Raw genomic sequence first — 23,700 nt, 5'->3', positions numbered from 1 at the left:
GCGCCGCCGGTGGCTCGTCGTCTACGGCGGCTACGCCGCCTTCGACTCCTCACCACCGGCCATCATGCTTGTCGTTCAGCCGGCCAAGATGAGTGTCGCCGTCCAAGCCACCCTTGTGGGCGCTGCGCTGATGCGCGGCGACACGCTGGCCGCGGTGCAGCAGTTCGACCGCGTGCTCCGTGATGCGCGCCTCCAGGAGCAGCCCCACGAGGTTCTGCGGGACGCTGTAGCGATGACCGTCGATCTCGATGTGGTGATCGATATGGACGCGCACGCTCTTGAAGGCCGCCCACTCCCAGGGCTGCAGCGGCAGCGACTGCAAGGCAGGTGCATCCAGATCGGCGAAGGCGCTCGCGCGGCTGCCGGGCAACTTCTGGAATGGCTTGCTGTTGAGTCTCTGCAGCAACGGCTCGATCGCCTCATTGACATCGTCCACGTTGGCGAAGCGCTGATGGCGCAAGCGCATGAGGATCCAACGCTCCACGACCTGGACGGCCGACTCGACCTTGGCCTTGTCCTGCGGATGGCGGGGCCGTGCCGGCAGCACCGAGGTGCCGTAGTGACGCGCGAAGTCCTCCACCGTGTCGTTGGCCCGAGGCTCGTAGCGGTTCGGGCTCGCGATCATCGCGCGCGGGTTGTCGGGGACGATAAGCTGCGGCACGCCACCGATGAAGCTCAGGGCGCGTGCGCAGCCCTGCAGCCAGTCGACCATGGTCTCGCGTGGCGTGGCCCAGGCGAAGGTGTAGCTGGACGCGCCGAGCGCGGCCACAAAGATGTGGGCCCGATTGCCATCGGTGAGCTCGATCGTCGGGCCGGCGTAGTCGACGAAGAGCTTCTCGCCGGCGCGGTGGATCTGGCGCATCGAGCGCTTCAGGCGCAGCGCGTAGCGCCGATACCGCTCGCAGAACTGGCTGTAGCGGTAGGTCGGCTGCCCGGGGTGGGCCGCGACGTGCTCTTCCCACAGCAGCATGAGTGTCATGCCCTTGCGCCGCAGCTCCTGGTGCACGCGGCCGTAGTCAGGCAGCACGTAGTGCGAGGGACGGTCCAGCCTGCCTTGCACGACACGACGCTCCAGCGCCGTGTCGCTGAGCGTTTGAATGGTGGGCCAGTCCAGGCCCGCGACGCTGGCAAGGCCGACGTACTTGGCCACAACGCCCTTGGAGATGCCCAGAGAGGCGGCGATTCGTTCGTGGGAGAGGCGGGCTTCGAGTTTGAGACGTAAGACGTCTCTGATCTTGCGCATGTTGATCCTTGGTGCGGGCACGCCTGTCTCCGGCAAAACCGGGCAGGCTACCCCGCATGGGGTGGATGAAATGCGCAACACCAACACGCTGACGTACGGCAGCGTTCCGCTGCTGTGACCATCGATTCCGCCATCGTGACCGGCGATTCCGGACTACCCGGAAATCGGTCACGTTGAGCCCGGAATCAACGGTCACGTTCGATCGGAATGCTCGGTCACGATGGCCCGGAATGGGCGGTCACGATGCCCCGGAATACCCACGCAGCGCAGCCGATCTCGGTGACGCCCTGTGTGAAGCTGGCCTTGTATCCGGCGTAAGTCGTCGCACACCAGATCCACGGCTCGCTGCCCTGAAGCACCTGCATGGCCCACAGGGAACGACCTAGAAGCACCGCTTCCAACGGAAGTCGTTCACTGATCGCAGGATGCATTCATTCGAGGAACGGATCGCTCACCGACCAGTTCCGAATTGAAATTGGCTCGACTACGCTTATTCGCCCAGCCATCGAACTGCGCGCCAATCGCCATGAAGCACGGCCTCGTGCATGCATCTCACGAGTTCTGCGACGACACAACGTACAGGCGTCCTCGTGTGGCGGGTGGACGACGTGGCAAGAACGATTTTGCGCTGCAGAGCAGGCTCGATCAGCGGGGCACCCGCAAGCTGACCGCGTGACAAGTCATCTGCTACCGCGATGGTGGGCAGAATGGTCAGCCCATGTCCCCCGAGCACCAGACTCTTCTGAACGCTCATGGCGTTGGTCTCAGCCACGACATTCAACTGAAGACCAATCAGCGTGGCAGCATGGTCGACCAGCGTGCGCAAACCATGCGGCGCGCTGGGCAAGACCAGCGGCCGCCCGGCCAGTTGTGAGAGCGGCATGGGCTTGTTCTTGCGCAGCCGGCTCGAAGGCAAGCCGATCACCCACAGTCCTTCTTCGAGCAGCGGCTTGACCCGGATCGTTGGCGTGGGCATGGGGTCGTACAACAGGGCCGCATCGATCTCTCCCGCTTCGAGCCAGGTCTGCAGCGTACCGGCGTAGCCCATGGCGATTCGAACGCGGATTCCCGGGTAGCTCTGCGCCACGGCCGTGATCAGCGCGCTGGAGAGCAGGTCGCAGGTGCTTGGCAGCAAGCCGACGCAAACGATGCCCCCGATGGCTCCCTTGGTGGGGCGAATCTCGGCGCGTGCCCGATCAAGCTCCCCCAGGACTCGCCGCGCATATTCCACAAGCGTCTTACCGGCTTCTGTCAGTTCCATGCCATGCCGCTTGCGATCGAACAGTTCCGCGCCGACGTCCTCCTCCAGCATTCGGAGCTGGCGAGAGACTGCCGGCTGCACGATGTTGAGCAATGCCGAAGCGCGGGTCACGTTCCCGGTTTCAGCCACCGTGACGAGTGCGCGCAACTGTTTGAAATCCACGGTGCTTCCGATGCTGAAATGAAATGGCGGCAATCACCTAATTCTATTGTTCAACAGATGTAATCACAAAATAAGATTGCTGCATCGGAACCAATTGGAATACCAGATGGAAGCAATCAAGGAGCCGCCGAACTGGCAGAAGGCCGTGTTCGACGCACTCAAGGAAGGCGGCATTCAGCAGATCGCCTATGTGCCTGACGCAGGCCATTCCTACGCCATTCGTGCCGCGCAGGCCGACCCCGAGATCATCGACACCGTGCTGACGACCGAGGAAGAGGGCGTGGCCCTCGTCAGCGGCGCGTGGCTCGGCGGCCAGCGCGCCGCGTTGCTCATGCAAAGCAGCGGCGTCGGCAACTGCGTCAACATGTTCTCGCTGCTGAACAGTTGCAACTTCCCCTTCCTCACCCTCGTGACGATGCGCGGCGAGTACGCGGAGTTCAACCCGTGGCAGGCCCCGATGGGAAAGAACACCCAAGGCGCGCTCGAGCTGATGGGCATCACCGTGCTGAGAGCTTCCGACCCCGACGAAGTGGGAGAAATCGTCAGCGCGGGCCTGGATGCTGCCTTCCTCGCGGGCGAGAAGGTTGCCGTACTGCTGTCGCAAAGCCTGATCGGGCGAAAGAAATGGGAGCGCAACTGATGACGACCTCCACACAGACGGCGGTGGACCGCCGCGCTTTCGTCGCGCGGCTGCTTGCAGCCACACCCTCGGCCCTGGTTGTCTCCGGCCTCGGCTCGCCCTCGTACGATGTTTTTGCCGCCGGAGATCGCGACCGGAACTTCTATCTTTGGGGGGCCATGGGTGGTGCCACCTCGCTGGCCTTGGGACTGGCGCTCGCCCAGCCTTCGAGGCCGGTCGTCGTGATCACGGGGGACGGTGAGCAATTGATGGGCATCGGCAGCCTCGGCACCATCGGCGCACGTCAACCGAAGAACCTCACGATCGTCGTGCTGGACAACGGGCACTTCGGTGAAACCGGCATGCAGCGCAGCCATGCGAGCCTGGGCACCGACCTCGTGGCCGTCGCCAAGGGTTTCGGCATCGAAGACTCGTTCCGCATCGACCGCCTTGAGGGTGCCGATGAAGTTGCGGAGCGCGCCAACGCGTGCCAGGGCGTGGCCTTCGCGCAGATTGCGATCCATGCAGACGAGCCCCCCCGTGCCTTGCCGCCGCGCGATGGTGTCTTCGTGAAGAACCGGTTTCGCGCTGAACTCGGTTTCCCTCCGTTCTGAGGTGGTGAAGCAATGAGTCAACCGGACACGAGCTACCAGGAAATCCGCGACGCGGTGCGCGCGCTGTGCGCAGAGTTCCCGGACGAGTACCACCGCAAGGTGGACGAGCAGCGCACCTACCCCGAAGCGTTCGTGGACGCGCTGACCAAGGCCGGCTGGCTGGCCGCCATGATCCCGGCGGAATACGGCGGCTCGGGCCTCGGCCTCACCGAGGCGTCGGTCATCATGGAAGAGATCAATCGCTCGGGAGGCAACTCCGGCGCGTGCCATGGCCAGATGTACAACATGAGTACGTTGCTGCGTCACGGCTCCAAAGCGCAAAAGGATCTGTACCTGCCCAAGATCGCAAGCGGAGAGTGGCGCCTGCAATCCATGGGCGTGACCGAGCCGACCACCGGCACGGACACCACGAAGATCAAGACCACGGCGGTGAGGAAAGGAGACCGCTACGTCATCAACGGCCAGAAGGTGTGGATCAGCCGCGTGCAGCACAGCGACTGGATGATCCTGCTGGCGCGCACGACGCCACTGGCCGAGGTGAAAAAGAAGACCGAGGGCATGTCAATCTTCATGGTCGATCTGCGCCAGGCCGAGAAGAGCGGACTGACCGTGCGGCCGATTCCGAACATGGTCAACCATGAAACCAACGAGCTGTTCTTCGAGAACCTCGAGATTCCGGCAGAGAACCTGATCGGGGAGGAAGGCCAGGGCTTCAAGTACATCCTCGACGGGCTCAATGCCGAACGCACGTTGATCGCCGCGGAATGCATCGGCGACGGCTATTGGTTCATCGACCGGGTGAGCCGCTATGTGAAGGACCGGGTCGTGTTCGGCCGGCCGATCGGCCAGAACCAGGGGGTCCAGTTCCCCATCGCGGAAAGCTACATCGAGGTCGAGGCTGCGAACCTCATGCGCTTCAAGGCCTGCGAGCTGTTCGATGCGAAACAGCCATGCGGGGCCCAGGCCAACATGTCCAAGTACCTGGCGGCCAAGGCAAGTTGGGAAGCAGCCAATGCATGCATCCAGTTCCACGGCGGCTTCGGCTTTGCCAACGAATACGACGTCGAGCGCAAGTTCCGCGAGACGCGGCTCTATCAGGTCGCACCGATCTCCACCAATCTGATCCTGAGCTATGTGGCCGAGCATCTGCTCGGGCTGCCGAGGTCGTTTTGAGATGAAACGCTATCAGCTTCGCATTGGAGGGCAGTCCGTCGACCCCGCCGACGGGCAGTGGTTCGAGACCCAGAACCCCTACACCGGAGAAACCTGGGCTGAAATCCCGAAGGGAACGGTCGCAGACGTCGAGCGCGCGGTGCATGCGGCACATGCCGCGCTGACGGAAGGCCCATGGGCCGAGATGAGCGCCACGCAGCGCGGGCTTTTGCTGCACCGCCTCGCGGACTTGATTGCACGCGACGCGCAAAGGCTCGCTGAGATCGAGGTGCGGGACAACGGCAAGCTGCTTGCGGAGATGCTGGGGCAACTCAACTACATCCCCCAGTGGTACCGCTACTACGGCGGGTTGGCCGACAAGGTCCAAGGCAGCGTGCTGCCTCTGGACAAGAAAGGCTATCTCGCCTACACGCGCAATGAGCCTCTCGGTGTGGTGGCGGCGATCACCCCCTGGAACTCGCCGCTGATGCTCGCCAGCTGGAAGATCGCACCGGCACTGGCAGCAGGCTGCACGGTGGTGATCAAGCCATCGGAGTTCACCTCGGCATCGACGCTGGAGTTCGCTGAGCTCTTTGACGAAGCCGGTTTCCCTCCGGGCGTGATCAACGTTGTCACGGGCTTCGGCAAGGACGTAGGGGCGCCACTGGTCGAGCATCCCCTTGTGCGGAAGATCAGCTTCACGGGGTCCGACACGACAGGCCGCACGATCAACGAACAGGCCGCGCGGCACTTCAAGCACACGGCGATGGAGCTGGGCGGCAAGTCGCCCAATATCGTGTTCGAAGACGCCGACCTCGAGCAGGCCGTGTTCGGCGCGATCTCGGGCATCTTCGCGGCCACGGGCCAGACCTGCATCGCCGGCTCGCGCCTGCTGGTGCAGGACAGCATCTACGACGCCTTTGTCGAAAAACTCGTCGATATCGCGCGCAGCGCAAAGATGGGCGATCCGATGGAGGCCGGGACGCAGGTTGGTCCTGTCACGACGCCGGCCCAATACAGCAAGGTGCTCGAATACCTCGAGATCGCCCGCAAGGACGGCGCCAAGCTTCTTCTGGGCGGGCGTGCAGCCGACAAGCCCGAGTGCGGGAATGGCTGGTTCGTCGAGCCGACCATTTTCGGCGAAGTGAAGAACAGCATGCGCATCGCCCAGGAAGAGGTCTTCGGGCCGGTGCTGTCGGTCCTCCGGTTCAAGGACGAGGCTGAGGCGGTAGCCATCGCCAACGACGTGCGCTTCGGACTTGCCGCCGCCGTCTGGACCCGCGACATCGGTCGCGCGGTCCGCATGTCGGAGCGACTGCAGGCCGGCACCGTCTGGGTCAACACCTACCGCGCCGTGAGCTTCATGGCGCCTTTCGGCGGCTACAAGGATTCCGGTCTGGGGCGCGAGAACGGCATCGACGCCATCCGGGAGTTTCTCCAGGTCAAGACCGTCTGGATCAACAGCGGCGCGGTCGCCGGCAATCCCTTCGTCATGCGATGAGGCACGCGGCGCGTAACGCGCCGGCCGATCGCCAGCGATTCCACTTTCTCGTACTTTTCTGGAGATGTTCATGGATCTGAAACACGCGCTGATTTCCGCATTCGTCATGCTGGCCGCACAAGGCCACGGAGTGGCCACCGCCCAACCAGTGGATACGCTGCAGAAGATCAAGGACAGCGGGGTCATTCATCTCGGGGGGCGGGACGCGTCATTCCCGTTCTCGTACAAGGTATCCGCGGCCGCCGACCCGATCGGCTATTCGGCCGACCTTTGCATGAAGGTCGTCGATGCGGTCAAGGCCAAGCTGAACATGCCCAACCTCAAGGTGCAGTACACGATCGTGACGCCAACCAACCGCGTTCCCCTGGTTCAGAACGGCACCGTCGACCTCGAGTGCAGCACCACGACCAATACGGTGGCACGCGCTCAGCAGGTCGATTTCGCCCCCACGATCTTTGTCGGCAGCATCGCCGCGGCGGTCAAGAAAGACTCTGGGATCAATACCTTCTCGGATTTCGGTGGCAAGACGGTCGCGACGGTGTCTGGGAGCACAGCGATTCAACTGCTGCGCGCGTATCGCAAGACCGAGAAGGTGGACATTGCCGAGATCTCCGGCAAAGACACGTCCGAGGCCTTTCTCCTGCTGTCCAGCGACCGCGCCGTTGCAATGGTTCTCGAGGATGTGCAGCTCGCCGGACTCATCGCCAACGCGCGTGCCCCGGGCACCTACAAAATTCTGCCGGAGCGCCTGCGGGACGAACCCTATGGATTCATGTTCCGCAAGGAAGATGCACGCTTCAAGGAACTGGTCGACCAGACTCTGACAAGCCTGATGAAGAGCGGCGAGGTCAACGAGCTCTATGCCAAGTGGTTCACGCGTCCGGTCCCGCCGAACAACGTGAATCTCGAGTTCCCGATGTCGAATGCGGTGCGCGAGGCGTACAGCAATCCGTCGAACAAGGGAATTTAATCGTGCACGGCGAGCCTCACAATTTCGACAACCCGATGCATCCGGAAGCACGGCTTTCGCTCGCTGGGCTGGTGCTTCCGGACCCGATGGCGCCGAGCGCCAACTATGTGCCGTTTCGCAAGGTCGGAAATCTGCTCTACCTGTCGGGGCACGGACCGAAGTTTCCCGACGGTTCGTACCTGCGGGGACGACTGGAGACAGCGGACGATATTCCGCGCGGCTACGACGCGGCCCGTCAGACCGCCCTCAATCTGCTCTCGACGGTCAAGCTGGCCGTGGGGGATCTTTCAAAGGTGCAGTCCATCGTGAAGCTGCTTGGAATGGTGAATGCATCCGCGGACTTCGCATTCCATCCTCGTGTGATCGACGGATGCTCCGACCTCCTGACGGCGCTGTTCGGCGAGGCCGGTGTCCATGCGCGTTCGGCTGTGGGCATGGGTTCCCTGCCGCACGGGATGGTTGTCGAGATCGAAGCCATCCTGGTGGTGCGCGATTGACGCGCCGCACGCCCATGCCCGGCTTCTCAATCTCTGATATTCGCAGAGCCGCAGAACGCCTGAGGGGGCGCGTGGTGCGGACGCCGTTGTTGGATTCGCCCATGCTGGACCAGCTCGCGGGGTGCAAGATTCATGTCAAGGCGGAATCGTTGCAACGCACGGGCGCGTTCAAGTTCAGAGGGGCTTTGAACAAGCTCCTTGCCATGGACGATGCGTCCAGGGGAGGGGGCGTGGTCACCTTCTCGGCTGGCAACCACGGGCATGCGTTGGCAGCCGCGGCCCATGCCGTGGGTTGCCCCGCCTTGATCGTCCTTCCGAACAATGCGGCCGCCATCAAGGTCGACAACTGCCGATGGTGGGGCGCGGAGATCGTCGTCTACGACCCGCTCACGCAGGATCGGGCCGAGATCGCGGGCCGCATCGCCCAGCAGCGCGGCATGACGTTCGTGCCACCCTTCGACGACCTGGACATCATGGCCGGGCAGGGGACCTGCGGCCTCGAGATGTGCGAGCAACTTGACGAGCTTGGCGTACAGCCCGATGCGGTCCTCTTGAACACAAGCGGTGGCGGCTTGGCGTCCGGTGTTGCGGAAGCGGTCAAGAGCGCCTTCCCGCAGGCGCAGATCTACGTCGTCGAACCCGCGGGGTTGGAGAAAATGGCGCGCTCGCTACAGAGCGGAAAGCCCGAGAGCAATCCGCCGGGGCGGCTCACATTGCTCGACGGCATCAACGGTCCGCTGGCGGGGGCGTTGCCCCTGACGGTGCTCCAGCGCCATGGCGCAAGAGGGCTGAGCGTGTCCGATGAGGACGCGCTTGCTGCGATGGCTGCAGCCTTTCGCTTTCTCAAGCTGGCGGTCGAGCCAGCGGGTGCCGCCTCTCTCGCCGCAGTGCTCGCGAAGAAGATCGATCTCGCTGGCAAGAACGTGGCCGTTGTAGCCTCTGGCGGCAACGTGGACCCCGAAGTCTTCATTCGCGCTCTGGCTCCGCGCTGAAGCTGCGGATCGGAAGAGAAAGTACCGTGTCCCGCTTGTTGCTGGAACTTCAGACAGGCGAACAGTTCGACTCGGTACGGCTGATGCTCGAGGCTCCGGCAGGGCGCATCGAGTTGCTCGTCGATTCGCCTGCCGACGCGCCGTGCGGCTTGGCGCTTGTCGCCCATCCACAGCCCCTGCTCGGCGGAAGCGCGCGCCACAAGATTCCGCACCTGCTGGCGCGCGCCGCGCGCGACCTCGGGTGGCTGTCATTGCGGCCGAACTTCCGGGGCGTGGGAAAAAGCGACGGGCAGCACGACCACGGATATGCGGAAACCGAAGATCTGCTGGCGGTGATCGCCCAGGTGCGAGACAGCTATCCTACGCTCCCATTGGCCCTGATCGGCTTTTCCTTCGGATCATTCGTCATGTCCCGCGTGGCCAAGCGCCTGTCGGACTCAGGAGCGGCTGCCGGTCGCATTGTGCTGTTCAGCCTGCCTGTGGGGGAGGTTGATGGGAAACGCAGCTACCCGACAGAGTCCGTCCCACCTGGCACGCTTGTAGTTCACGGTGAGATGGATGAGAGCGTACCTCTCGGCTCGATCTTGCAATGGGCTCGTCCGCAGACGTTGCCCGTCGTTGTCGTCCCCGGGGCGGACCACTTCTTTGCGGGCCATCTGCCGGTTCTGCGCTCGCTGTTCGTCTCGTATTTGATGCAGCCGTCATAAAAGCGGCGAGCGGGATCGACGGCGGTCGATCAAGCCGCCTTCATCAAGGGCCCACGACTGGAGTTCGCGGCTCCAAGGACGGGCCAAAGCTGTCTTAGGGTTTACCAATGTTTCTTGAGCCCGGCCGGCAGTTTAAAATGTACGTACATTAGGATATCCGTACAAATGAATCTCAAAACCTTCTCGCTCAGTGATGCCAAACCGCCAGTCCTTGGTGATAGCTCACCGGCTGCGCGCGTCCAGACGCTACTGCCGAATGCGACGATCTCCTTTTCCCGACCCTACCTGTCCATCGCACAATGCTTGCTTATCGCGAGGAGGCTCGACGAGCAATGCCTCATTGCGAGCGAACGGAAGCAAGGACATTCATTTCATGGCAGAAGAAGTAGCGCCCAAAGAGCAGCTCGGTGCGACAGGGCCTGGGCGGCAGCCGTTGTACTCCGCACTGGCAGGCGTGCTGACTCGGGACATCCAAGAGGGCAAATACCAGGCCGGCAGCATATTGCCCTCAGAAAAAGAATTGACCGAGCGCTATGGTGTGAGTCGGCAGACGGTCAGACAGGCGTTGCGCATTGTTCGGGAAGAGGGGCTGATCTCTTCGCACCCGGGCATCGGCACGACCGTGCGCGGGCCCGGTCCACGCGCCATGTTCAGCGCGGTCAACTCGATCGAAGACCTGTTGAGCTTCGTGGGCAACACGCAGATGCACGCGGTGTCGCTCGGCGAGGTGACGACGACCCCGGAACTCGCACGCGAGCTCGATTGCAAGGAAGGGCTCCTGCTTTCCGAGGCTGGATTCTTGCGAAAAGTACCGGGCTCGGACTTGCCGATGAGCTACGTGTTGATCTATGTGCAACCGCGGTACGCCCAGGCGCAGGTGACTCCACCGGTCTCCAATACGCCGATCTACAAGAACATCGAACGGATGTTCGGCGTGCGTGTCCACGAAGTCAGGCAAGACGTCTCTGCGGTCAACCTGGACCGGAAACTGGCCGAGATTCTGCACGCCGAGGCGGGGGTCGCCGCGCTGCTGATCAAGCGCTTCTATTACGACGTCAATGGCACGCTGATCCAGTCGTCGATCAGTTACTACCCCAGCGATCGCTACACCCAATCGGCTCGCTTCCGGGCCACCAGCGGCATGACCTAGCCACGCACCCGCTGGCGCGGTGCGCCATAGTCTTGCCGGCTGCACAGTGAAGGCAAGACCATGGACGCCAAAGTAATCGAACTCGAGATCAGCGATGGCTATGCAGTCATCGTTCTGAACAATCCTCCGATGAACGTCGTGTCGGCGCCGCTCACACGGCAGCTGTACGAGACGCTCAAAGCCCTGGAAAGGGCCGACAGCGTCCGCGCACTCATTCTGACCGGTGCTGGAGCCCGCGCATTCTGCGCGGGCTCCGATATCACAGAACTGACCCAGATGTTCGAGCCTGGGGCAGCGTTGGAAAAAAAGCTCATTTTCCAAAACAAGGTCTTCGAACAGCTGCGTTCGTTTCCCAAGCCCACGATCGCGGCCTTGAACGGCTACGTCTACGGAGGCGGGCTTGAAATCGCCGTCTGCTGCGACCTGATCGTCGCCGAAGCCCAAGTCAAGCTGTGCCTGCCGGAGATCAAGCTGGGGGTATTCCCAAGCAGCGGGGGAACTTATCGGGTCGCGCGCCGGATTGGGGAGGCGCGCGCAAAAGAGATGGTCTTTCTGGGCGAGCCGATCACTGCGGCGCAAGCCTTGGCATGGGGCTTGGTAAATCGCGTCGTGGATCAGGGCACGGCGCTCGCTTCTGCCAGAGAGATCGCGCAAAAACTCAGTCGTGGTCCAGCGCTCGCGCTGCAAGCCGCAAAGGCAACCATCCAGTTGGCCTTCGAGAGGTCCGATGCGGAAGCCGTGGGCGAGTCGCTCAAAGCCAGCGACCGTGTGTTCTCTTCGGCGGACGCGAAGGAAGGCATCTCGGCCTTTCTCGAAAAGCGCTCCGCCAACTTCGCTTAAGGCGGCCGGCGGGTCCAATGAACTATCAGCACTTGCGCGGCGTACGCGTGATCGAGAGCTCCGCATTTATCGCGGCGCCACTCGCTGGCTTGACCCTTGCCCAATTTGGCGCCGACGTCATTCGTATCGACATGATCGGGGGCGGCATTGATTACGGCAGGATGCCGACCGCGGAGAGCGGCAGAAGCCTCTACTGGACCGGTCTCAACAAGGACAAGCGATCCATCGCAGTCGACATTCGCCGGGCAGAAGGCCGGGAACTGGTGCAGCGCCTCGTCTGCGCCCCGGACGAAGAAGGTGGTGTATTGCTGACCAACATTGCAACGCCCTGGCTCTCTCACGAGACCCTGGCCGCACTGCGAAGCGACGTCATCAGCTGCACCATCCAAGGGAATGCCAACGGGTCCACGGCCGTTGACTACACGGTGAATTGTTCGACAGGCTACCCCCAGGCTTCGGGCCTCCGCGGGGAACCGATCAACAGTGTGTTTCCGGCCTGGGATGCATGTTGCGCATACCAGGCGGCCTTCGCCCTGACTGCGGCACTTCGGCATCGGAAGCTGAACGGGCAGGGGGCGGAGCTGCAGATTGCACTATCAGATGTGCGTTTTCTTCGCTGTCGCACCTGGGTGTGATGACGGAAGCCGAACTCTACGGTCGAGACCGCCCGGCCATTGGAAACAACATCTACGGTGCCTTCGGCCGTGACTTTGTCACGGCAGACGGTCGGCGCGTCATGGTGGCGGGCATTTCGGCTGGTCAGTGGCGCGCGCTTGTGGCCGCTTGCGATGCGGAGTTGAGCATCGCTTCGATCGAACGGGTGACCGGGCGTGATCTTTCCAAGGAAGCGAGCAGACACGAGTCGCGTGAGGAGATCGCCGACGCGCTCGCACCGTGGTTCGCGGCGCGTACTTTCATTGAAGTCGGTGCTGCCCTGGATGCGCGGAATGTGTGCTGGGGGCCCTATCGGACCGTTACCCAGTTGCTCAACGAAGACTCGCGCGTCGGAAGCCGCAATCCTATCTACGAGCGTGTCGTGACCCCAGGGGTAGGTGAGCATTGGGCAGCAGGCACACCTGTGCGTCAGATCGGCACTCCCAGGAGCGCTGTCAGACCGGCAGGACTTCTTGGCCAGGACACGGACGCAGTGCTGGCCGAAGTTCTGCGCCTGTCCGCGTCCGAGATTGGCAGGCTCCACGACAGCGGCATCGTTGCAAGCAGCGAACTCGATCCAACGTTTTCCGCCGCGGCGTAGAGCTACGGGCTTTCATCCATTGCCTAAAACTGAACAGGAGACAACCGTGAAATTCAGAATGCAGCGTCGCACCATCGTCGGCGTCGCCGGGGCCCTCGCCGCGTCGACCATCTTTTCGTCCTTGGCCACAGAGCCAGGGTCCGCCTACCCGACGAAGCCTCTCAAGGTCATCGTGCCATTTCCCGCGGGAGGCACTACCGATACGTTGATGAGAATCATCGGGCCCCGTTTGAGCAAGAGCTTGGGCCAGGCTGTCGTCATTGAAAACAAATCCGGTGCATCGGCCACGGTCGGTGCGGACTTCGTGGCAAAAGCCGCGTCGGATGGCTACACGCTGTTGGTCGGCGCGGCGCATCACACGATCGCGCAGGCAGTCTTTGCCAAATTGCCGTACCGCTTTGAGAGAGATCTCGCCCCGATCGGCCTGATCGCCCTGGTGCCCAACGTGGTGGTGGTGAATGCGTCGGTTCCCGCCAAATCGGTGCAGGACCTTATAGCCCTCAGCAAAGCCGAGCCGGACAAGTACAACTATGGCTCGGCGGGTCCTGGGTCTGCGCATCATTTGATTGGGGAAATGTTCAAGCTGCGCACCGGCGCGAAGCTGATGCACATTCCGTATCGCGGGAGCGCGCCGGCGGTCGCGGATCTGCTGGGCGGCCAGGTTTCGGTCATGTTCGACACGGTCACTTCGGCGCTCCCGCATATCAAGGCCCAGAAGACCAGGGCTCTGGCGGTCACTACCGCCAAGCGCTCCAGCGCACTGCCGGACGTGCCCACGCTCGCCGAGGCTGGCGTTGCCGAATTCGATGTCGGTACCTGGTTCGGCCTGCTGGCACCTGCGGGGACGCCGCAGGCGATCGTCGACAAGTTGAATGCCGAGGTCGTCGCAATCGTCAACGACCCCGAAGTTCGAAAGCAGATGCTCAACCAAGGCATCGAGCCACTCACCAGTTCGCCCGCTGAGCTGAAAGCCCGGATCGCCAAGGAGCTGACCGAGTTCGGCGCATTGGCAAAGCAGGCCAAGTTGTCCGTCGAATAAGGAAGACCAATGAAGCCACTCGAAGGACTGCGCATCCTCTCCATTGAGCAATTCGCGGCCGGTCCGTACGGCTCGATGTTCCTCGCCGACATGGGAGCCGAAGTGATCAAGATCGAGAACAAGGAAATCGGCGGCGATCCAGCCCGCTTCATGGGGCCCTATTTCCTTGGGACTGACGACAGCTTGGTGTTCCAGGGATGGAACACCAACAAGAAGTCCGTCTCGCTTGACTTGAAAACCCCGGAGGGACGCGCTGCCTTCGAGTCACTCGTGGCAGGCGCCGATGCCGTCGTCAACAACCTGCGCGGAGATCAGCCGGAGAAACTCAGGTTGGAATACCAGCATCTCCAGGCGGTCAAGCCGGAGGTCGTCTGCCTGCACATTTCCGCCTATGGCCGCAACAACTCACGCGCGGCCTGGCCCGGGTACGATTTCTTGATGCAGGCGGAGTCCGGCCTCATGGATCTCACAGGCGATCCCGAAGGTGAACCTGCGCGTTTTGGCGCATCGGTGATTGACTACATGACGGGCATTACCGGCATGTTGGGCCTGCTCGGCGCAGTGCGGCGCGCGCAAATGACGGGGGTCGGCTGCGATGTGGATGTCAGTCTCTTCGACGTCGCGCTCCATCAGCTGGGATACGCAGGCACCTGGTATCTGAACGAAGGTCATGCGTCCCGACGGCTGCCTCGAGGTGCTCACCTCTCTGTCACCCCGGTGCAGACTTTCAAGACGGGTGATGGTTGGATCTATGTCATGTGCATGACCGACAAGTTCTGGAATGCGCTGCTGGCGGTCATTGGCAAACCGGCGCTCACGGAGGATGCACGCTTCACTTCCCAGAAAGTCCGCGCCCAGTACCGTGCCGAACTGACGAAGGCACTCGATCTGGCGTTCAGCGAGTATCCAACGGCGCACTGGCTGGAAGTGCTGACTGGGGTGCTTCCGATCTCGCCGGTCCTCAACGTAAAGCAGGCGCTTGAGAATCCATTTCTCCAAGAGATCGACATGGTCGCGAATGTTCCGCACCCGTGCGACGCCGAAATGAAGCTCTTGTCCAATCCCATCAAATTCAATGGCGCCCGGCTTGCGCAGCGGGTGTGTGAGCCGATCAACCTGGGTGAGCCGGAGGGCGCCCGGAGGACGAGCCGGCGTGCCGGCTGAAAGCCAGTTCGCGGAACGCTGTGGGTGGTTCGAATTCTTTGTGGCGAGTGAAGGCCACGCGTGATGCCCGGCTCGGAAGTAAGGGCTGCGTTCAGGGGGAGGCCCTCGGTCGCGGCACGCCTGTGGTGGTGATTCCGATTCTTGGACGGCATCGACAACTGTTCCGATGTTGCTCCAAAAAACAAGGCCATCGCATCCCTGTGGCAACAGCTCGGGAACCAGTCTGGAAGACGGGGAGCCACGCCTTTCGTTTTCTTCCTTCCGATCTCTGCGGGTGAATGCGTGTGCCAGGCCGCTGCAAGTGCGCCCAAAAGCCCGTGAGAGAAGCCAGCCGCTGTAGACGTTGTCTCTTGGTGCTCGCCGCCGATCACCCGTGGCCATCAAGAACGCTGATGGCAGGTATGCCAATATTCTATTGTTATCTGTCTTTGATCAAAACCTATGATTCTTGTTGATCCTGCCCATAAATAAACGGAGACATGAGCATGACCGCCACCAAGCTATCTCGGCGCAATATGATGAAGTGGGGTGTTGCAGCCACGCTGGGCGCGCCGTTGTCGCACGTCTTCGCGCAATCGGTCTTGCCGAAGGGATCGATCTCGTTGGTGGTCCCTTTTTCGGCCGGAGGAGCGACGGATATCGTTTCCCGCCTGATCGCGCAGAAGCTGTCGGAACGCATCGCGCACAGCGTGGTAGTGGAAAACGTTGCCGGGAGCGGCGGGGCCATCGGCGCCGTGAAGGTTGCGAAGGCAGCCGCGGACGGCAGCATGCTGCTGATGGGCACGGTTGCGACGCACGCGATCAACCTGCTATCGACACCGCCTGCTCCCTACGACGCCCAGCGCGACTTCACGGCCATCTCACTTGTCGCGACGGTCCCGAACGTCCTTCTGGTCAACTCGTCCGTGAAAGCGCAAAACGTGCAGGAGCTGATCGCGCTACTTAAGTCGCAACCGGGCACATTCAGCTACGGATCGTCCGGTGTCGGGACGCCGCCGCACCTCTCGGGCGAGCTGTTCAAATCCATGGCCGGCGTGGACATCGGTCATGTTCCGTACAAGGGTGGCGGCCCCGCCATGACCGACCTGGTCGGCCGCCACATTCCCATCCTGTTCGACGTTCTCACCGGTGCGGCCTCGCACATTCGGGCTGGGTCGGCACGTGCACTGGCAGTGACAACCAGCAAGCGTTCGCCTTCTTTTCCAGACATTCCGACGCTCGCCGAAGCTGGGATCCCTGGTTACGAAACCTACACCTGGAACGGCGTGTTCGGGCCCGCAAAGCTGCCCCGGCCATTGGTCGAACTGCTGAGCCGTGAGCTGCAGGCAGTGGTCGCGCTGCCGGAGGTACAGGCGAAGCTGAAGGACCTCAGCGCGGTGCCCGTGGGATCGATGCCCGAAGTGCTGGATGCACTGGTCAAGTCCGAACTCGCCAAGTGGGGCGCGGTCATCAAATCCATCGGCGGACTCAAGAGGGAGTGAGTCGTGTGTGTCATTGCCCAGGAGAAAGCATGAGTCTCGACACCGCTGCTTTGCTCGACCAGTTCGCCAAGATCGTCGGCGCTACGCGGGTGCTGACCGATACGGGCATCACGCAGCCGTACCAGCAGGACTGGCGCGGGCGATACCGGGGTGCGGCAATCGCGGTCCTGCTGCCGGGCAGCACGAACGAAGTGGCCGAGATCGTGAAGGCCTGCGCGAGCCAGCAAGTGGCGATCGTCCCGCAAGGCGGCAATACCGGGTTGACGGGCGGCGCGGTCGCGGAACCCGGGCGCTCGGCCGTGATCCTCAATCTGTCGCGCATGAACCGCATCCGGGAGATCGATGCCGGCAACAACTCGCTGACGGCCGAAGCCGGATGCATCCTGGCCCATGTGCGAGAGGCCGCCGAACAGAGCCAGCGCCAGTTCCCATTGGCGCTGGGCAGCGTCGGCAGCTGCGAGATCGGCGGGCTGGTTTCGACCAATGCCGGTGGGACGGGCGTCTTGCGCTACGGCAACATGCGTGAACTGGTGCTGGGTCTTGAGGTCGTGCTACCGAGCGGCCGCGTGTGGGACGGCCTGCGGGCGCTGCGCAAAGACAACGCCGGCTACGACTTGAAGCAGCTGTTCATCGGCGCCGAGGGCACGCTCGGCGTGGTGACAGCCGCAGTGCTAAAGCTCTTTCCCCGTCTCAATGTCTCCGCCACGGCCATGGTGGCGCTGCCGGGCGTCCAGCCTGCGGTGGACCTGCTGCGCTTCATGCAGGAACTGGTGGGTAATCGCATCGAAGCTTTCGAGATCATGTCGCGCCGGCAGGTCGAGATGGTCCTGCAGCATGGCCATGGCCTTCAGTTGCCAATGGAGCTGGATAGCCCTTGGTTCGTGCTGATGGAGATCGCGGACAGTTCGCTGCACTGGGATGCTGTCGCGGAATTGCAGAACACGCTCGAACAAGCCTTCGAGCGCGACTTGGTAACCAACGCAGTAGTCGCGACCGATTTGGCCAAGGCGAACCGCATCTGGGAGCTGCGGCACAACATTTCCGAAGCCAACAAACGAGCGGGCTTTACCGTCTCGAACGATACGTCGGTGCCGGTCTCGAAGCTCTCGCGCTTCATCGACCTCGTGACCGAGCGCATCGAGCAGCAGGTGGCGGGAGCTGCGGTGTGCCACGCCGGACACATCGGCGACGGTAACATCCACGTCGTTGCGGTGCTGCCACGCTCGGTCTACGGCACGCCGGAGCAATGCGAAAGGGCGGCCGCGAGCGTTAACCTCATCGTGCACGCGGCAAGCGTGGAACTCGGTGGCAGCATCAGCGCCGAGCATGGCATCGGCAGGATGCACGTAGAGCGCCTGGTGCGATTCAAGCCGGCCATCGACCTGCAGATGATGCTGATGGTGAAGTCGGCATTCGACCCATGGAATCTGATGAACCCAGGGAAAATCCTTCGCTCTATCTCGTAGGCACGACTGGCCATAGGAAATGTTACGCCCCAGGACCTTGGAGCTGTGCACCGGCGCTAGATGCCCAATTCTCCCAAGACTACGGTAAGCGTGGCCTCAAGCTTTCAATTACCCACAACTTTCGCCGCGAGTTGCATACCGAGGACGATGTCGGTTAGGCGTGTGAGGCCGCGCCACATGACGATGTTGCCGGGTGGAGGGTCGCCTTTGCGCGCGAGGTAGCCACCGAGCTTGGCCAACTTGATGGTGTAGTGCGACAGCGTCCGAGGCAAGAACTCGGGAACAGCCGTGGTCGGTGACAGCTGATCCAGCACCGTGATCTCGGTATCGGTGAACGCCTCGCCTGGGCCGGTGTCAGGGTGGGCGCGGTTGAGCATCGTCAACCAGAAGATGCGCCAACTCAGGATGCAGTAGATCGCGATCAGATTGGTCAGGCGGTCGGCTGTTCGCAGCCGGGAGTCCTCGGCTCGGCAACCCGACTTCAGGATTTTGTGGAAGGTCTCGATCTTCCAGCGCATGGCGTACCAGTCGATTTTCTCGATGGCCTCGGCCTTGGAATGCACCGGCAGGTTTGTGATGAGCTTCCACTGCAGCGGGGCGCGACTGGCTGGCGCTTCACGCTCTTGCGCATGGAGTACCGTTAACTCGAGCGCCGGGTACAGCTTCTGCTTGCCGATGGGCGGCAGCACTCCAATACGGCGGTATCGGATCTCGAGGGTGGCTTGGCAAGGCTGGCCCCGCTCGTCGCGGAACTCGACGCGATGCAGACCCCGCACGCGAACCTCGGCCATTTCGTCAGCGATCGTGTGACCGCCATCGCCAGCCAGCCGATCGACGCAGGTTCGCACCAGGAAGCGAGTTCCGAGCTCATCGGCCAGGCAGAACAACTCGTAGATGTCGCTCTCGCGATCACCAATATGCACGCAGCGCTCGGGCTCGTCGATCAAGGCGCTCGACTGGCGCAGGTTCAGCAGCCACTTGACGCTTTCCTTCTCTTCAATCGGAACACGCGTCGGGTTGATCTTGCGTTTCAGCGCGCTGGTGCCTTTGAACTTCTGACGGCTCCAGAACTTGATCGCGCACAGGCCTAGCGGCAGCCCCTGTGCCGTCACGACGAGGCTCGAGTGCATCAAGATGCCGCAGGTAGTGTGCGGTTGGGGACGGCCCGCTTCGTCACGTCGGCTGTGAGTCACCCCCTTGAAGCCGATCAATTCCGGCTTGTCCCTCTTGTACGAGAACTCCGTGGTGTCCTGAAGGATGAGCAATGGGCCGCAACTCGCCTGGGCCCGATCACGCGTGGCCTGGAAGTGCCCAGCAAGAATGGCATGTTCGTCGACATCGACGTTGGACAGGAATCGGTAGGCAGCCTTGGTGTTAGCCCAGTCCTGGCATGCGAACGGGATCGTGCCTCCGATGTTGCCGCCGAGTTTTTGAAGCAAGCTGCTCAATCTCTTGCCCAATCGTGAGTCGCGAAACTCGCAACCGGCGACCTCGCCGGTTATCCATGACCCATTGTCGGATGGCTTGCTGGCTCCATCAATCCGCACAAACTTTGTCATCCGTTCCCGTTGGCAGAGTCCTCTTGCGAGGAATAACGGGAATCTCGATCATTCCGTGGACCGCCGAGACGCCAGACTTGTGGGTAATTGAAAGGTTAATTGACGGCTTACCGTCGACCGGCTGCAGAAGGTTGTCGATTCCGGCACGGTTCTTCCGGTGATTTCTCTGCGTGCAGACTTGGTCTCGCCCGTCGGGCCCAAGGTGTCTGGAGAGCCCGCGGAAATTGATCTGCATGTCACGCACTTGGAGGTGCTCTGGTGCTTCATCTACGCATGGTTGATTCGCTACGAAGAGGTGGTGCAGAGACCGAAACTGGAGCCTACCTCCGTCGTTGACCCTCAACTGCTTGCTCGAGCCGAGAAACTGCGCAACTGGGCGCAGACGGTGGCGGATGTCTACACGCCGTGGCCGAAGGGCCTGCCCTCCCCAATCACATCGGCGAGCGACCAAGAGCGCTACTTCACGGAGAAAACCAACCTAATTTTTCAGGAGGCCATATCGTTCTTGCTGTTGCACGAGTGGATGCATGGCATCAGCAACCACGCACACGGCTGGCGCGAGTTATCCGCGGAAGACAAGCTCGAGCGCGAAAAGGAAGCCGACAACGGCGCCTGGGACATCCTTGTGGGAGACCGCGACGACAAAGCCAAAATGCACCTGGCCTGGGCGGTAATGAGCGCGGTGTTGAGTTCGTTCTATCTTTTGTCGACCGACACGCCCGTCAAGCAGTTTCACCACCCTGAGCTACACCATCGCATCCAGCACTTGCTTCTGCGCTTCGATTTTTCCGAGGAACGACTTCAGGTCTACTTCCACGGACTTTGCGTCGAAGTGCTGATGAGCATCTTCGCCATCCCGTGGGAGCATCCCAGCGAGGGCTATGACACCTATGTTGAGTTGCTCCAGTCCCTTCTGGACCAATTGGACGCAGCACTGGGGCCGGCTGCGACCACCCCGTTGAAACGGTCTCGCGTTCCGTGATGTCTCGCCCGCGTAGAGAGGTCGAATGGAGCCACAGTACGCGGCTCATCAGCATTGATATACCGCTTTACAGCGGGCGGATCGCGCGTGGAGGTCCGACGGGATGAGGGGTTCATTTCATATGTGCGTCGAAGTGGCGATGAAGCTTGAGTGCCGCAGCTTTCTTGAACCAAGCACAGTTCGCCAACTGATCCTATGGCGGTTCAACGGCCGGCCGCGAACCGCAAGAAGTGCGAGCGCAGTTCCTGAAAGCTATCTTGATCGAACGCACGCTTGGGGTCGATGAGCACGAGCCGTTCGAAGCCCGCTTCAAAGTGCGAGGGCCAATCGTCAAGTGCGACCCATTCAGCGTCGCTGCGGCCGTTTCCGTCGAGCCAGGCATGGATCTCCAGCTGCCGCCGATGGTGGACAGCGACATGGGGGTCAATCTGCGGCGTCGCGCCGATGATCCGGTGTCGGATGTCGGCACTGAAATACCGCTGCAGCTGTTCGATGCTTTCGGCTCGCCGCCAATCCGACGAGATGACGACCTCTACAGACTTGAACTCTCGAAGCAGCTCTTCCAGCAGCGGCAAATGGCTGAAGAACCTGCTGCTGAACGAGTGGCCGGTCTCGACGGGATGAAGAACGCCATCGATATCCAGGAACAGCAGGTCGCTGGAGTCACCAACGTGGGTGGTGCGCGGAGTTGTCATCCGACGAAACCGGCTTGGAAGGACTCCAGGAGATCGAGCACATCGGCGGCTCGCCCCTCGGCCACCAGCGACTCAGCTGTCTTGTAGTCGAATGGCGCGAGTGGCTCTTTCCTGTACCAGAGGATGGCCGCCTCGAGGTCCCCGCCCGAGACCGCAGTCGCGGCAGCCAGCACTTGCTGGATCGTGCGGATAGATGACTGGATGTCACTCATAGCTCGACCATGAACTCGGGGTTGAACTGCTTGTTCTCCTGGTCACGGCCATGCCGCATGTATCCCCGGGGGTTGCACACCACGCGGCAGTTGCCGACCTGGTAATCGAAGCTCTCGTGGATGTGGCCGTGTACCCAGAGCGAGGGAACGTCGAAGAAAGAGCCCGGAAGCTCGCTCACGAAGGCGCCGGACAGCCAATTGGCCTGGTAGTGTGGTGCGAGCGATCCGCGGTGCGGTGCATGGTGGGTCACGACCACCGTCGGTCCGTCGAAGGGCTCGGCCAACTTCTGGGCCAGCCAGGCTCGGTCACGCTGGTGCAGCGCTCGCGTGTCCTCGGGCGTCAGGCGGCGCTTCCTCGGCTTGACGTGCACCATGGACTGATCGGCAGGCTCTGGTGTCTCGGCCCACCGGATCGATGAGTAGTCGTTGAGTTGGAGCTTGGCGATCTTCATGGCGCGCTCGATGTCGACGGTGGGGCCGGCCTTGGCCTGGATGGGCAACTCGAAATCGGTCCACAGCGTGCAGCCCAGAAATCGGACGCCCTCGATCACGGCCTCGCCAGGCGCCAGCAAATGAACCTTGCACGCGGCCGCAGACAGCGCCATTTCCTTCTGCGTGGTCTGCAGCACGCCGCTGTAGAACTCGTGGTTGCCCGGCACGAAGACGATCGAGACCGTGTCCCCGAAAGTGTCTGCCCGCCGGGCCCAGCGCATGGCCTTGGAGCCTGGCACGAAGACGTCCCCGGCAAGGATCACGACGTCGTAGTCGATCTTCGGGACGTTGAAGACGCCGAACTCGAGATGCAGGTCCGAAAGGATGAGCAGCTTCACGAGTCCTCACCTCCAGTAACATTTTGCACATCGATGACCAGACCAGGATCGAACGCCTTGTTCTCGATCCTGCCGCTCCAGTTCACATAGCCGCGCGGGTTACTCACGACTCGGCAGGAGCGGACCCGATAGTCGAACTGCTGATGCGTGTGCCCATGCACCCAGAGCACGGGCACATCAAAGAAGGTATCCGGAAGCTCGGTGACAAAGGCGCCCGAGGCCCAGTCATCGGCGTAGCGCTGCGCCAGCGAGCCGCGATGAGGTGCATGGTGTGTCACAACCACTGTCGGTCCGTCGAACGGTTCCGAAAGTTCGTTGCGCAACCAAGCGCGCTGCGCCTGATGAATCCGAAGCGTGTCGGCCGCTTGAAGCTTTCTGCCCTGCTTGTCACGCCAAGTGTCGGGCTCCGCCGACTCGTCGGCCGTGCGGATCAGCGCGTAGTCGTTCAGCAGATTGGTCGCCATCTTCATGGCACGCCCGACATCGCTGATCGGACCTTCAGGTGTCTCGATGGCGAGCGCGAAGTCGGTCCACAGCGTCGCGCCGAGGAACCGCACGCCGCCGATCACCAGCTCGTCACCGTCGAGCAGATGGACATTGCTGCCTTCAGCTTCGCGGCGCGCTTCTGCCAGTGTTGTATCCAGCCGTCCATCGTAGTACTCGTGGTTGCCAAGCAGGTAGATCACGGGCTTGCCGCGGAAGCGATCCATCGCCCACTGGAGGGCGCGCTTGGCCGGCGAATGAATGTCGCCGGCGAGGATGACGACATCGAATTCGAGATCAGGCACCGGCTCGAACGGAGCGAACTCGAGGTGGAGGTCGGAAAGAATCAGCACTTTCATCGGGACACCCCTTCAAAGCGCGTGCGAAGCTCGGCACTGGCCTTGTCGTCGAAGCCGGTGAATGAGCCACACACCACCAGGTGGTCCTTGCAGCGATCGAACTGCCAATAGGCATCGTCGAGCGCGACCCATGGCTCGTCGACCGCATCGTGGATCTGTAGCCAAGCGAGGATTTCTCCTTCACGCTTCCTGTACGGCGGCTGAAGGCCAAACCCCGAAGGAGGGGTAGCTCCAACGATGCGGGCCCGGATGTCGCTGGAGAACGGCTTCAGCAGCGTCTTGTTGAGCAGGTGCTCACGCCAGGACGAACTGATCACGATCTTCACGAACGGGAACTCGCGCAACAACGCCTCCAGGCGTGGCAGGAAGCAGAAGTCGACGCCGCCGTTGTGGATGTGATCCTCCCCTTCGGGATGAAGCACGCCGTCGAAGTCGAGGAAGAGGATCACTCTGGACCTCCGAATCCA

Annotated in this window: 25 protein-coding genes and 1 pseudogene; 18 read left to right on the top strand and 8 right to left on the bottom strand. The window is 62.1% G+C overall.

Going from position 1 to position 23,700, the window contains the following annotated elements; translation table 11 throughout:
* Nucleotides 1-106: 106 nt before the first annotated feature.
* Nucleotides 107-1,243 (bottom strand): annotated as a pseudogene (istA, locus tag ACJ7Z0_RS09750) (IS21 family transposase); the annotation flags it as partial.
* On the opposite strand from istA, the gene ACJ7Z0_RS09745 reads away from it, so the two are divergent.
* The gene (locus ACJ7Z0_RS09745) at nucleotides 1,236-1,361 is read left to right on the top strand and encodes a hypothetical protein (protein WP_434789691.1); all 126 of its coding nucleotides are present in this window, start codon (nucleotides 1,236-1,238) and stop codon (nucleotides 1,359-1,361) included. The pseudogene istA and the gene ACJ7Z0_RS09745 overlap by 8 nt on opposite strands.
* A 372-nt stretch (nucleotides 1,362-1,733) precedes the next feature.
* Here ACJ7Z0_RS09745 and ACJ7Z0_RS09740 read toward each other — a convergent pair whose 3' ends face one another.
* The gene (locus tag ACJ7Z0_RS09740) at nucleotides 1,734-2,666 is read right to left on the bottom strand and encodes a LysR family transcriptional regulator (RefSeq protein WP_434789690.1); all 933 of its coding nucleotides are present in this window, start codon (nucleotides 2,664-2,666) and stop codon (nucleotides 1,734-1,736) included.
* A 106-nt stretch (nucleotides 2,667-2,772) separates the two neighbouring features.
* Between ACJ7Z0_RS09740 and ACJ7Z0_RS09735 the strand changes: the two genes are divergently transcribed.
* The 16 genes from ACJ7Z0_RS09735 to ACJ7Z0_RS09660 all read left to right on the top strand — a co-directional run bounded on the left by ACJ7Z0_RS09735 (nucleotide 2,773) and on the right by ACJ7Z0_RS09660 (nucleotide 18,113).
* On the top strand, nucleotides 2,773-3,306 hold the full coding sequence (locus ACJ7Z0_RS09735) for a phosphonopyruvate decarboxylase (protein WP_434789689.1): 534 nt from the start codon (nucleotides 2,773-2,775) through the stop codon (nucleotides 3,304-3,306).
* On the top strand, nucleotides 3,291-3,899 hold the full coding sequence (locus ACJ7Z0_RS09730) for a thiamine pyrophosphate-dependent enzyme (RefSeq protein WP_434789688.1): 609 nt from the start codon (nucleotides 3,291-3,293) through the stop codon (nucleotides 3,897-3,899). The genes ACJ7Z0_RS09735 and ACJ7Z0_RS09730 overlap by 16 nt, the downstream gene beginning before the upstream one ends.
* Before the next feature lie 12 nt (nucleotides 3,900-3,911).
* Nucleotides 3,912-5,072 carry an acyl-CoA dehydrogenase family protein gene (locus ACJ7Z0_RS09725; RefSeq protein ID WP_434789687.1) on the top strand — a complete coding sequence of 387 codons (1,161 nt, stop codon included), beginning with the start codon at nucleotides 3,912-3,914 and terminating at the stop codon, nucleotides 5,070-5,072.
* Nucleotide 5,073: 1 nt separating this feature from the next.
* Nucleotides 5,074-6,552, top strand: coding sequence for an aldehyde dehydrogenase (locus tag ACJ7Z0_RS09720; protein WP_434789686.1), 1,479 nt, complete (start codon nucleotides 5,074-5,076; stop codon nucleotides 6,550-6,552).
* A 70-nt stretch (nucleotides 6,553-6,622) separates the two neighbouring features.
* Nucleotides 6,623-7,522: an amino acid ABC transporter substrate-binding protein gene (locus ACJ7Z0_RS09715; RefSeq protein WP_434789685.1), complete on the top strand. Its 900-nt coding sequence runs from the start codon at nucleotides 6,623-6,625 to the stop codon at nucleotides 7,520-7,522.
* Nucleotides 7,523-7,524: 2 nt separating this feature from the next.
* Complete coding sequence (locus ACJ7Z0_RS09710) at nucleotides 7,525-8,019, top strand: RidA family protein (protein ID WP_434789684.1); 495 nt, start codon at nucleotides 7,525-7,527, stop codon at nucleotides 8,017-8,019.
* 14 nt (nucleotides 8,020-8,033) lie between these two features.
* Nucleotides 8,034-9,011 (top strand): threonine ammonia-lyase, encoded by a 978-nt coding sequence (locus ACJ7Z0_RS09705; RefSeq protein WP_434789683.1) that lies wholly within the window; start codon nucleotides 8,034-8,036, stop codon nucleotides 9,009-9,011.
* A 26-nt stretch (nucleotides 9,012-9,037) separates the two neighbouring features.
* Nucleotides 9,038-9,718: an alpha/beta hydrolase gene (locus ACJ7Z0_RS09700; protein ID WP_434789682.1), complete on the top strand. Its 681-nt coding sequence runs from the start codon at nucleotides 9,038-9,040 to the stop codon at nucleotides 9,716-9,718.
* A gap of 373 nt (nucleotides 9,719-10,091) precedes the next feature.
* Complete coding sequence (locus ACJ7Z0_RS09695) at nucleotides 10,092-10,868, top strand: GntR family transcriptional regulator (RefSeq protein WP_434789681.1); 777 nt, start codon at nucleotides 10,092-10,094, stop codon at nucleotides 10,866-10,868.
* Between the two features lie 60 nt (nucleotides 10,869-10,928).
* Nucleotides 10,929-11,708 carry an enoyl-CoA hydratase/isomerase family protein gene (locus ACJ7Z0_RS09690; protein WP_434789680.1) on the top strand — a complete coding sequence of 260 codons (780 nt, stop codon included), beginning with the start codon at nucleotides 10,929-10,931 and terminating at the stop codon, nucleotides 11,706-11,708.
* A gap of 17 nt (nucleotides 11,709-11,725) precedes the next feature.
* Nucleotides 11,726-12,343: a CoA transferase gene (locus ACJ7Z0_RS09685; RefSeq protein WP_434789679.1), complete on the top strand. Its 618-nt coding sequence runs from the start codon at nucleotides 11,726-11,728 to the stop codon at nucleotides 12,341-12,343.
* A complete protein-coding gene (locus tag ACJ7Z0_RS09680) occupies nucleotides 12,343-12,963 on the top strand; it encodes a CoA transferase (RefSeq protein WP_434789678.1) in 621 nt (206 codons plus the stop codon). Before ACJ7Z0_RS09685 ends, ACJ7Z0_RS09680 begins: the two co-directional genes overlap by 1 nt.
* Before the next feature lie 58 nt (nucleotides 12,964-13,021).
* Nucleotides 13,022-14,002 carry a Bug family tripartite tricarboxylate transporter substrate binding protein gene (locus ACJ7Z0_RS09675; RefSeq protein WP_434792638.1) on the top strand — a complete coding sequence of 327 codons (981 nt, stop codon included), beginning with the start codon at nucleotides 13,022-13,024 and terminating at the stop codon, nucleotides 14,000-14,002.
* Between the two features lie 9 nt (nucleotides 14,003-14,011).
* Nucleotides 14,012-15,166, top strand: coding sequence for a CaiB/BaiF CoA transferase family protein (locus tag ACJ7Z0_RS09670; RefSeq protein WP_434789677.1), 1,155 nt, complete (start codon nucleotides 14,012-14,014; stop codon nucleotides 15,164-15,166).
* A 485-nt stretch (nucleotides 15,167-15,651) separates the two neighbouring features.
* A complete protein-coding gene (locus ACJ7Z0_RS09665) occupies nucleotides 15,652-16,647 on the top strand; it encodes a Bug family tripartite tricarboxylate transporter substrate binding protein (protein WP_434789676.1) in 996 nt (331 codons plus the stop codon).
* Nucleotides 16,648-16,676: 29 nt separating this feature from the next.
* Nucleotides 16,677-18,113, top strand: coding sequence for an FAD-binding oxidoreductase (locus ACJ7Z0_RS09660; RefSeq protein ID WP_434789675.1), 1,437 nt, complete (start codon nucleotides 16,677-16,679; stop codon nucleotides 18,111-18,113).
* A gap of 104 nt (nucleotides 18,114-18,217) precedes the next feature.
* Here ACJ7Z0_RS09660 and ACJ7Z0_RS09655 read toward each other — a convergent pair whose 3' ends face one another.
* Nucleotides 18,218-19,672 (bottom strand): IS4 family transposase, encoded by a 1,455-nt coding sequence (locus ACJ7Z0_RS09655; protein WP_434789674.1) that lies wholly within the window; start codon nucleotides 19,670-19,672, stop codon nucleotides 18,218-18,220.
* A 178-nt stretch (nucleotides 19,673-19,850) separates the two neighbouring features.
* Between ACJ7Z0_RS09655 and ACJ7Z0_RS09650 the strand changes: the two genes are divergently transcribed.
* A complete protein-coding gene (locus ACJ7Z0_RS09650) occupies nucleotides 19,851-20,654 on the top strand; it encodes a phage exclusion protein Lit family protein (RefSeq protein WP_434789673.1) in 804 nt (267 codons plus the stop codon).
* 203 nt (nucleotides 20,655-20,857) lie between these two features.
* Here the strand turns inward: ACJ7Z0_RS09650 and ACJ7Z0_RS09645 are convergent, their stop codons facing one another.
* Genes ACJ7Z0_RS09645 through ACJ7Z0_RS09625 form a run of 5 tightly spaced genes read right to left on the bottom strand, consistent with a single transcriptional unit; the run spans nucleotide 20,858 to nucleotide 23,682 of the window.
* Entirely contained in the window at nucleotides 20,858-21,349 is a 492-nt protein-coding gene (locus ACJ7Z0_RS09645; RefSeq protein WP_434789672.1) for an HAD domain-containing protein, read from the bottom strand.
* Nucleotides 21,346-21,561, bottom strand: coding sequence for a hypothetical protein (locus ACJ7Z0_RS09640; protein WP_434789671.1), 216 nt, complete (start codon nucleotides 21,559-21,561; stop codon nucleotides 21,346-21,348). The genes ACJ7Z0_RS09645 and ACJ7Z0_RS09640 overlap by 4 nt, the downstream gene beginning before the upstream one ends.
* The gene (locus ACJ7Z0_RS09635; protein ID WP_434789670.1) at nucleotides 21,558-22,391 is read right to left on the bottom strand and encodes a metallophosphoesterase; all 834 of its coding nucleotides are present in this window, start codon (nucleotides 22,389-22,391) and stop codon (nucleotides 21,558-21,560) included. The genes ACJ7Z0_RS09640 and ACJ7Z0_RS09635 overlap by 4 nt, the downstream gene beginning before the upstream one ends.
* Nucleotides 22,388-23,233, bottom strand: a complete 846-nt coding sequence (locus ACJ7Z0_RS09630; RefSeq protein ID WP_434789669.1) for a metallophosphoesterase — start codon at nucleotides 23,231-23,233, stop codon at nucleotides 22,388-22,390. The genes ACJ7Z0_RS09635 and ACJ7Z0_RS09630 overlap by 4 nt, the downstream gene beginning before the upstream one ends.
* Nucleotides 23,230-23,682, bottom strand: a complete 453-nt coding sequence (locus ACJ7Z0_RS09625; RefSeq protein ID WP_434789668.1) for an HAD domain-containing protein — start codon at nucleotides 23,680-23,682, stop codon at nucleotides 23,230-23,232. The genes ACJ7Z0_RS09630 and ACJ7Z0_RS09625 overlap by 4 nt, the downstream gene beginning before the upstream one ends.
* Between the last annotated feature and the right edge of the window lie 18 nt (nucleotides 23,683-23,700).

The organism is Variovorax palleresanus, assembly GCF_051144945.1.
In the GTDB taxonomy this organism is placed as follows: domain Bacteria; phylum Pseudomonadota; class Gammaproteobacteria; order Burkholderiales; family Burkholderiaceae_C; genus Variovorax; species Variovorax paradoxus_S.
This window is presented reverse-complemented; position numbering and strand designations above follow the sequence as displayed.

What these genes read in the sequence shown, in the direction of transcription:
- ACJ7Z0_RS09735 (WP_434789689.1), top strand. Translation starts at nt 2,773, where the DNA reads ATGGAAGCAATCAAGGAGCCGCCGAACTGGCAGAAGGCCGTGTTCGAC.
- ACJ7Z0_RS09730 (WP_434789688.1), top strand. Translation starts at nt 3,291, where the DNA reads ATGGGAGCGCAACTGATGACGACCTCCACACAGACGGCGGTGGACCGC.
- ACJ7Z0_RS09725 (WP_434789687.1), top strand. Translation starts at nt 3,912, where the DNA reads ATGAGTCAACCGGACACGAGCTACCAGGAAATCCGCGACGCGGTGCGC.
- ACJ7Z0_RS09720 (WP_434789686.1), top strand. Translation starts at nt 5,074, where the DNA reads ATGAAACGCTATCAGCTTCGCATTGGAGGGCAGTCCGTCGACCCCGCC.
- ACJ7Z0_RS09715 (WP_434789685.1), top strand. Translation starts at nt 6,623, where the DNA reads ATGGATCTGAAACACGCGCTGATTTCCGCATTCGTCATGCTGGCCGCA.
- ACJ7Z0_RS09705 (WP_434789683.1), top strand. Translation starts at nt 8,034, where the DNA reads ATGCCCGGCTTCTCAATCTCTGATATTCGCAGAGCCGCAGAACGCCTG.
- ACJ7Z0_RS09695 (WP_434789681.1), top strand. Translation starts at nt 10,092, where the DNA reads ATGGCAGAAGAAGTAGCGCCCAAAGAGCAGCTCGGTGCGACAGGGCCT.
- ACJ7Z0_RS09690 (WP_434789680.1), top strand. Translation starts at nt 10,929, where the DNA reads ATGGACGCCAAAGTAATCGAACTCGAGATCAGCGATGGCTATGCAGTC.
- ACJ7Z0_RS09685 (WP_434789679.1), top strand. Translation starts at nt 11,726, where the DNA reads ATGAACTATCAGCACTTGCGCGGCGTACGCGTGATCGAGAGCTCCGCA.
- ACJ7Z0_RS09680 (WP_434789678.1), top strand. Translation starts at nt 12,343, where the DNA reads ATGACGGAAGCCGAACTCTACGGTCGAGACCGCCCGGCCATTGGAAAC.
- ACJ7Z0_RS09675 (WP_434792638.1), top strand. Translation starts at nt 13,022, where the DNA reads ATGCAGCGTCGCACCATCGTCGGCGTCGCCGGGGCCCTCGCCGCGTCG.
- ACJ7Z0_RS09670 (WP_434789677.1), top strand. Translation starts at nt 14,012, where the DNA reads ATGAAGCCACTCGAAGGACTGCGCATCCTCTCCATTGAGCAATTCGCG.
- ACJ7Z0_RS09665 (WP_434789676.1), top strand. Translation starts at nt 15,652, where the DNA reads ATGACCGCCACCAAGCTATCTCGGCGCAATATGATGAAGTGGGGTGTT.
- ACJ7Z0_RS09660 (WP_434789675.1), top strand. Translation starts at nt 16,677, where the DNA reads ATGAGTCTCGACACCGCTGCTTTGCTCGACCAGTTCGCCAAGATCGTC.
- ACJ7Z0_RS09655 (WP_434789674.1), bottom strand. Translation starts at nt 19,672, where the DNA reads ATGACAAAGTTTGTGCGGATTGATGGAGCCAGCAAGCCATCCGACAAT.
- ACJ7Z0_RS09645 (WP_434789672.1), bottom strand. Translation starts at nt 21,349, where the DNA reads ATGACAACTCCGCGCACCACCCACGTTGGTGACTCCAGCGACCTGCTG.
- ACJ7Z0_RS09640 (WP_434789671.1), bottom strand. Translation starts at nt 21,561, where the DNA reads ATGAGTGACATCCAGTCATCTATCCGCACGATCCAGCAAGTGCTGGCT.
- ACJ7Z0_RS09630 (WP_434789669.1), bottom strand. Translation starts at nt 23,233, where the DNA reads ATGAAAGTGCTGATTCTTTCCGACCTCCACCTCGAGTTCGCTCCGTTC.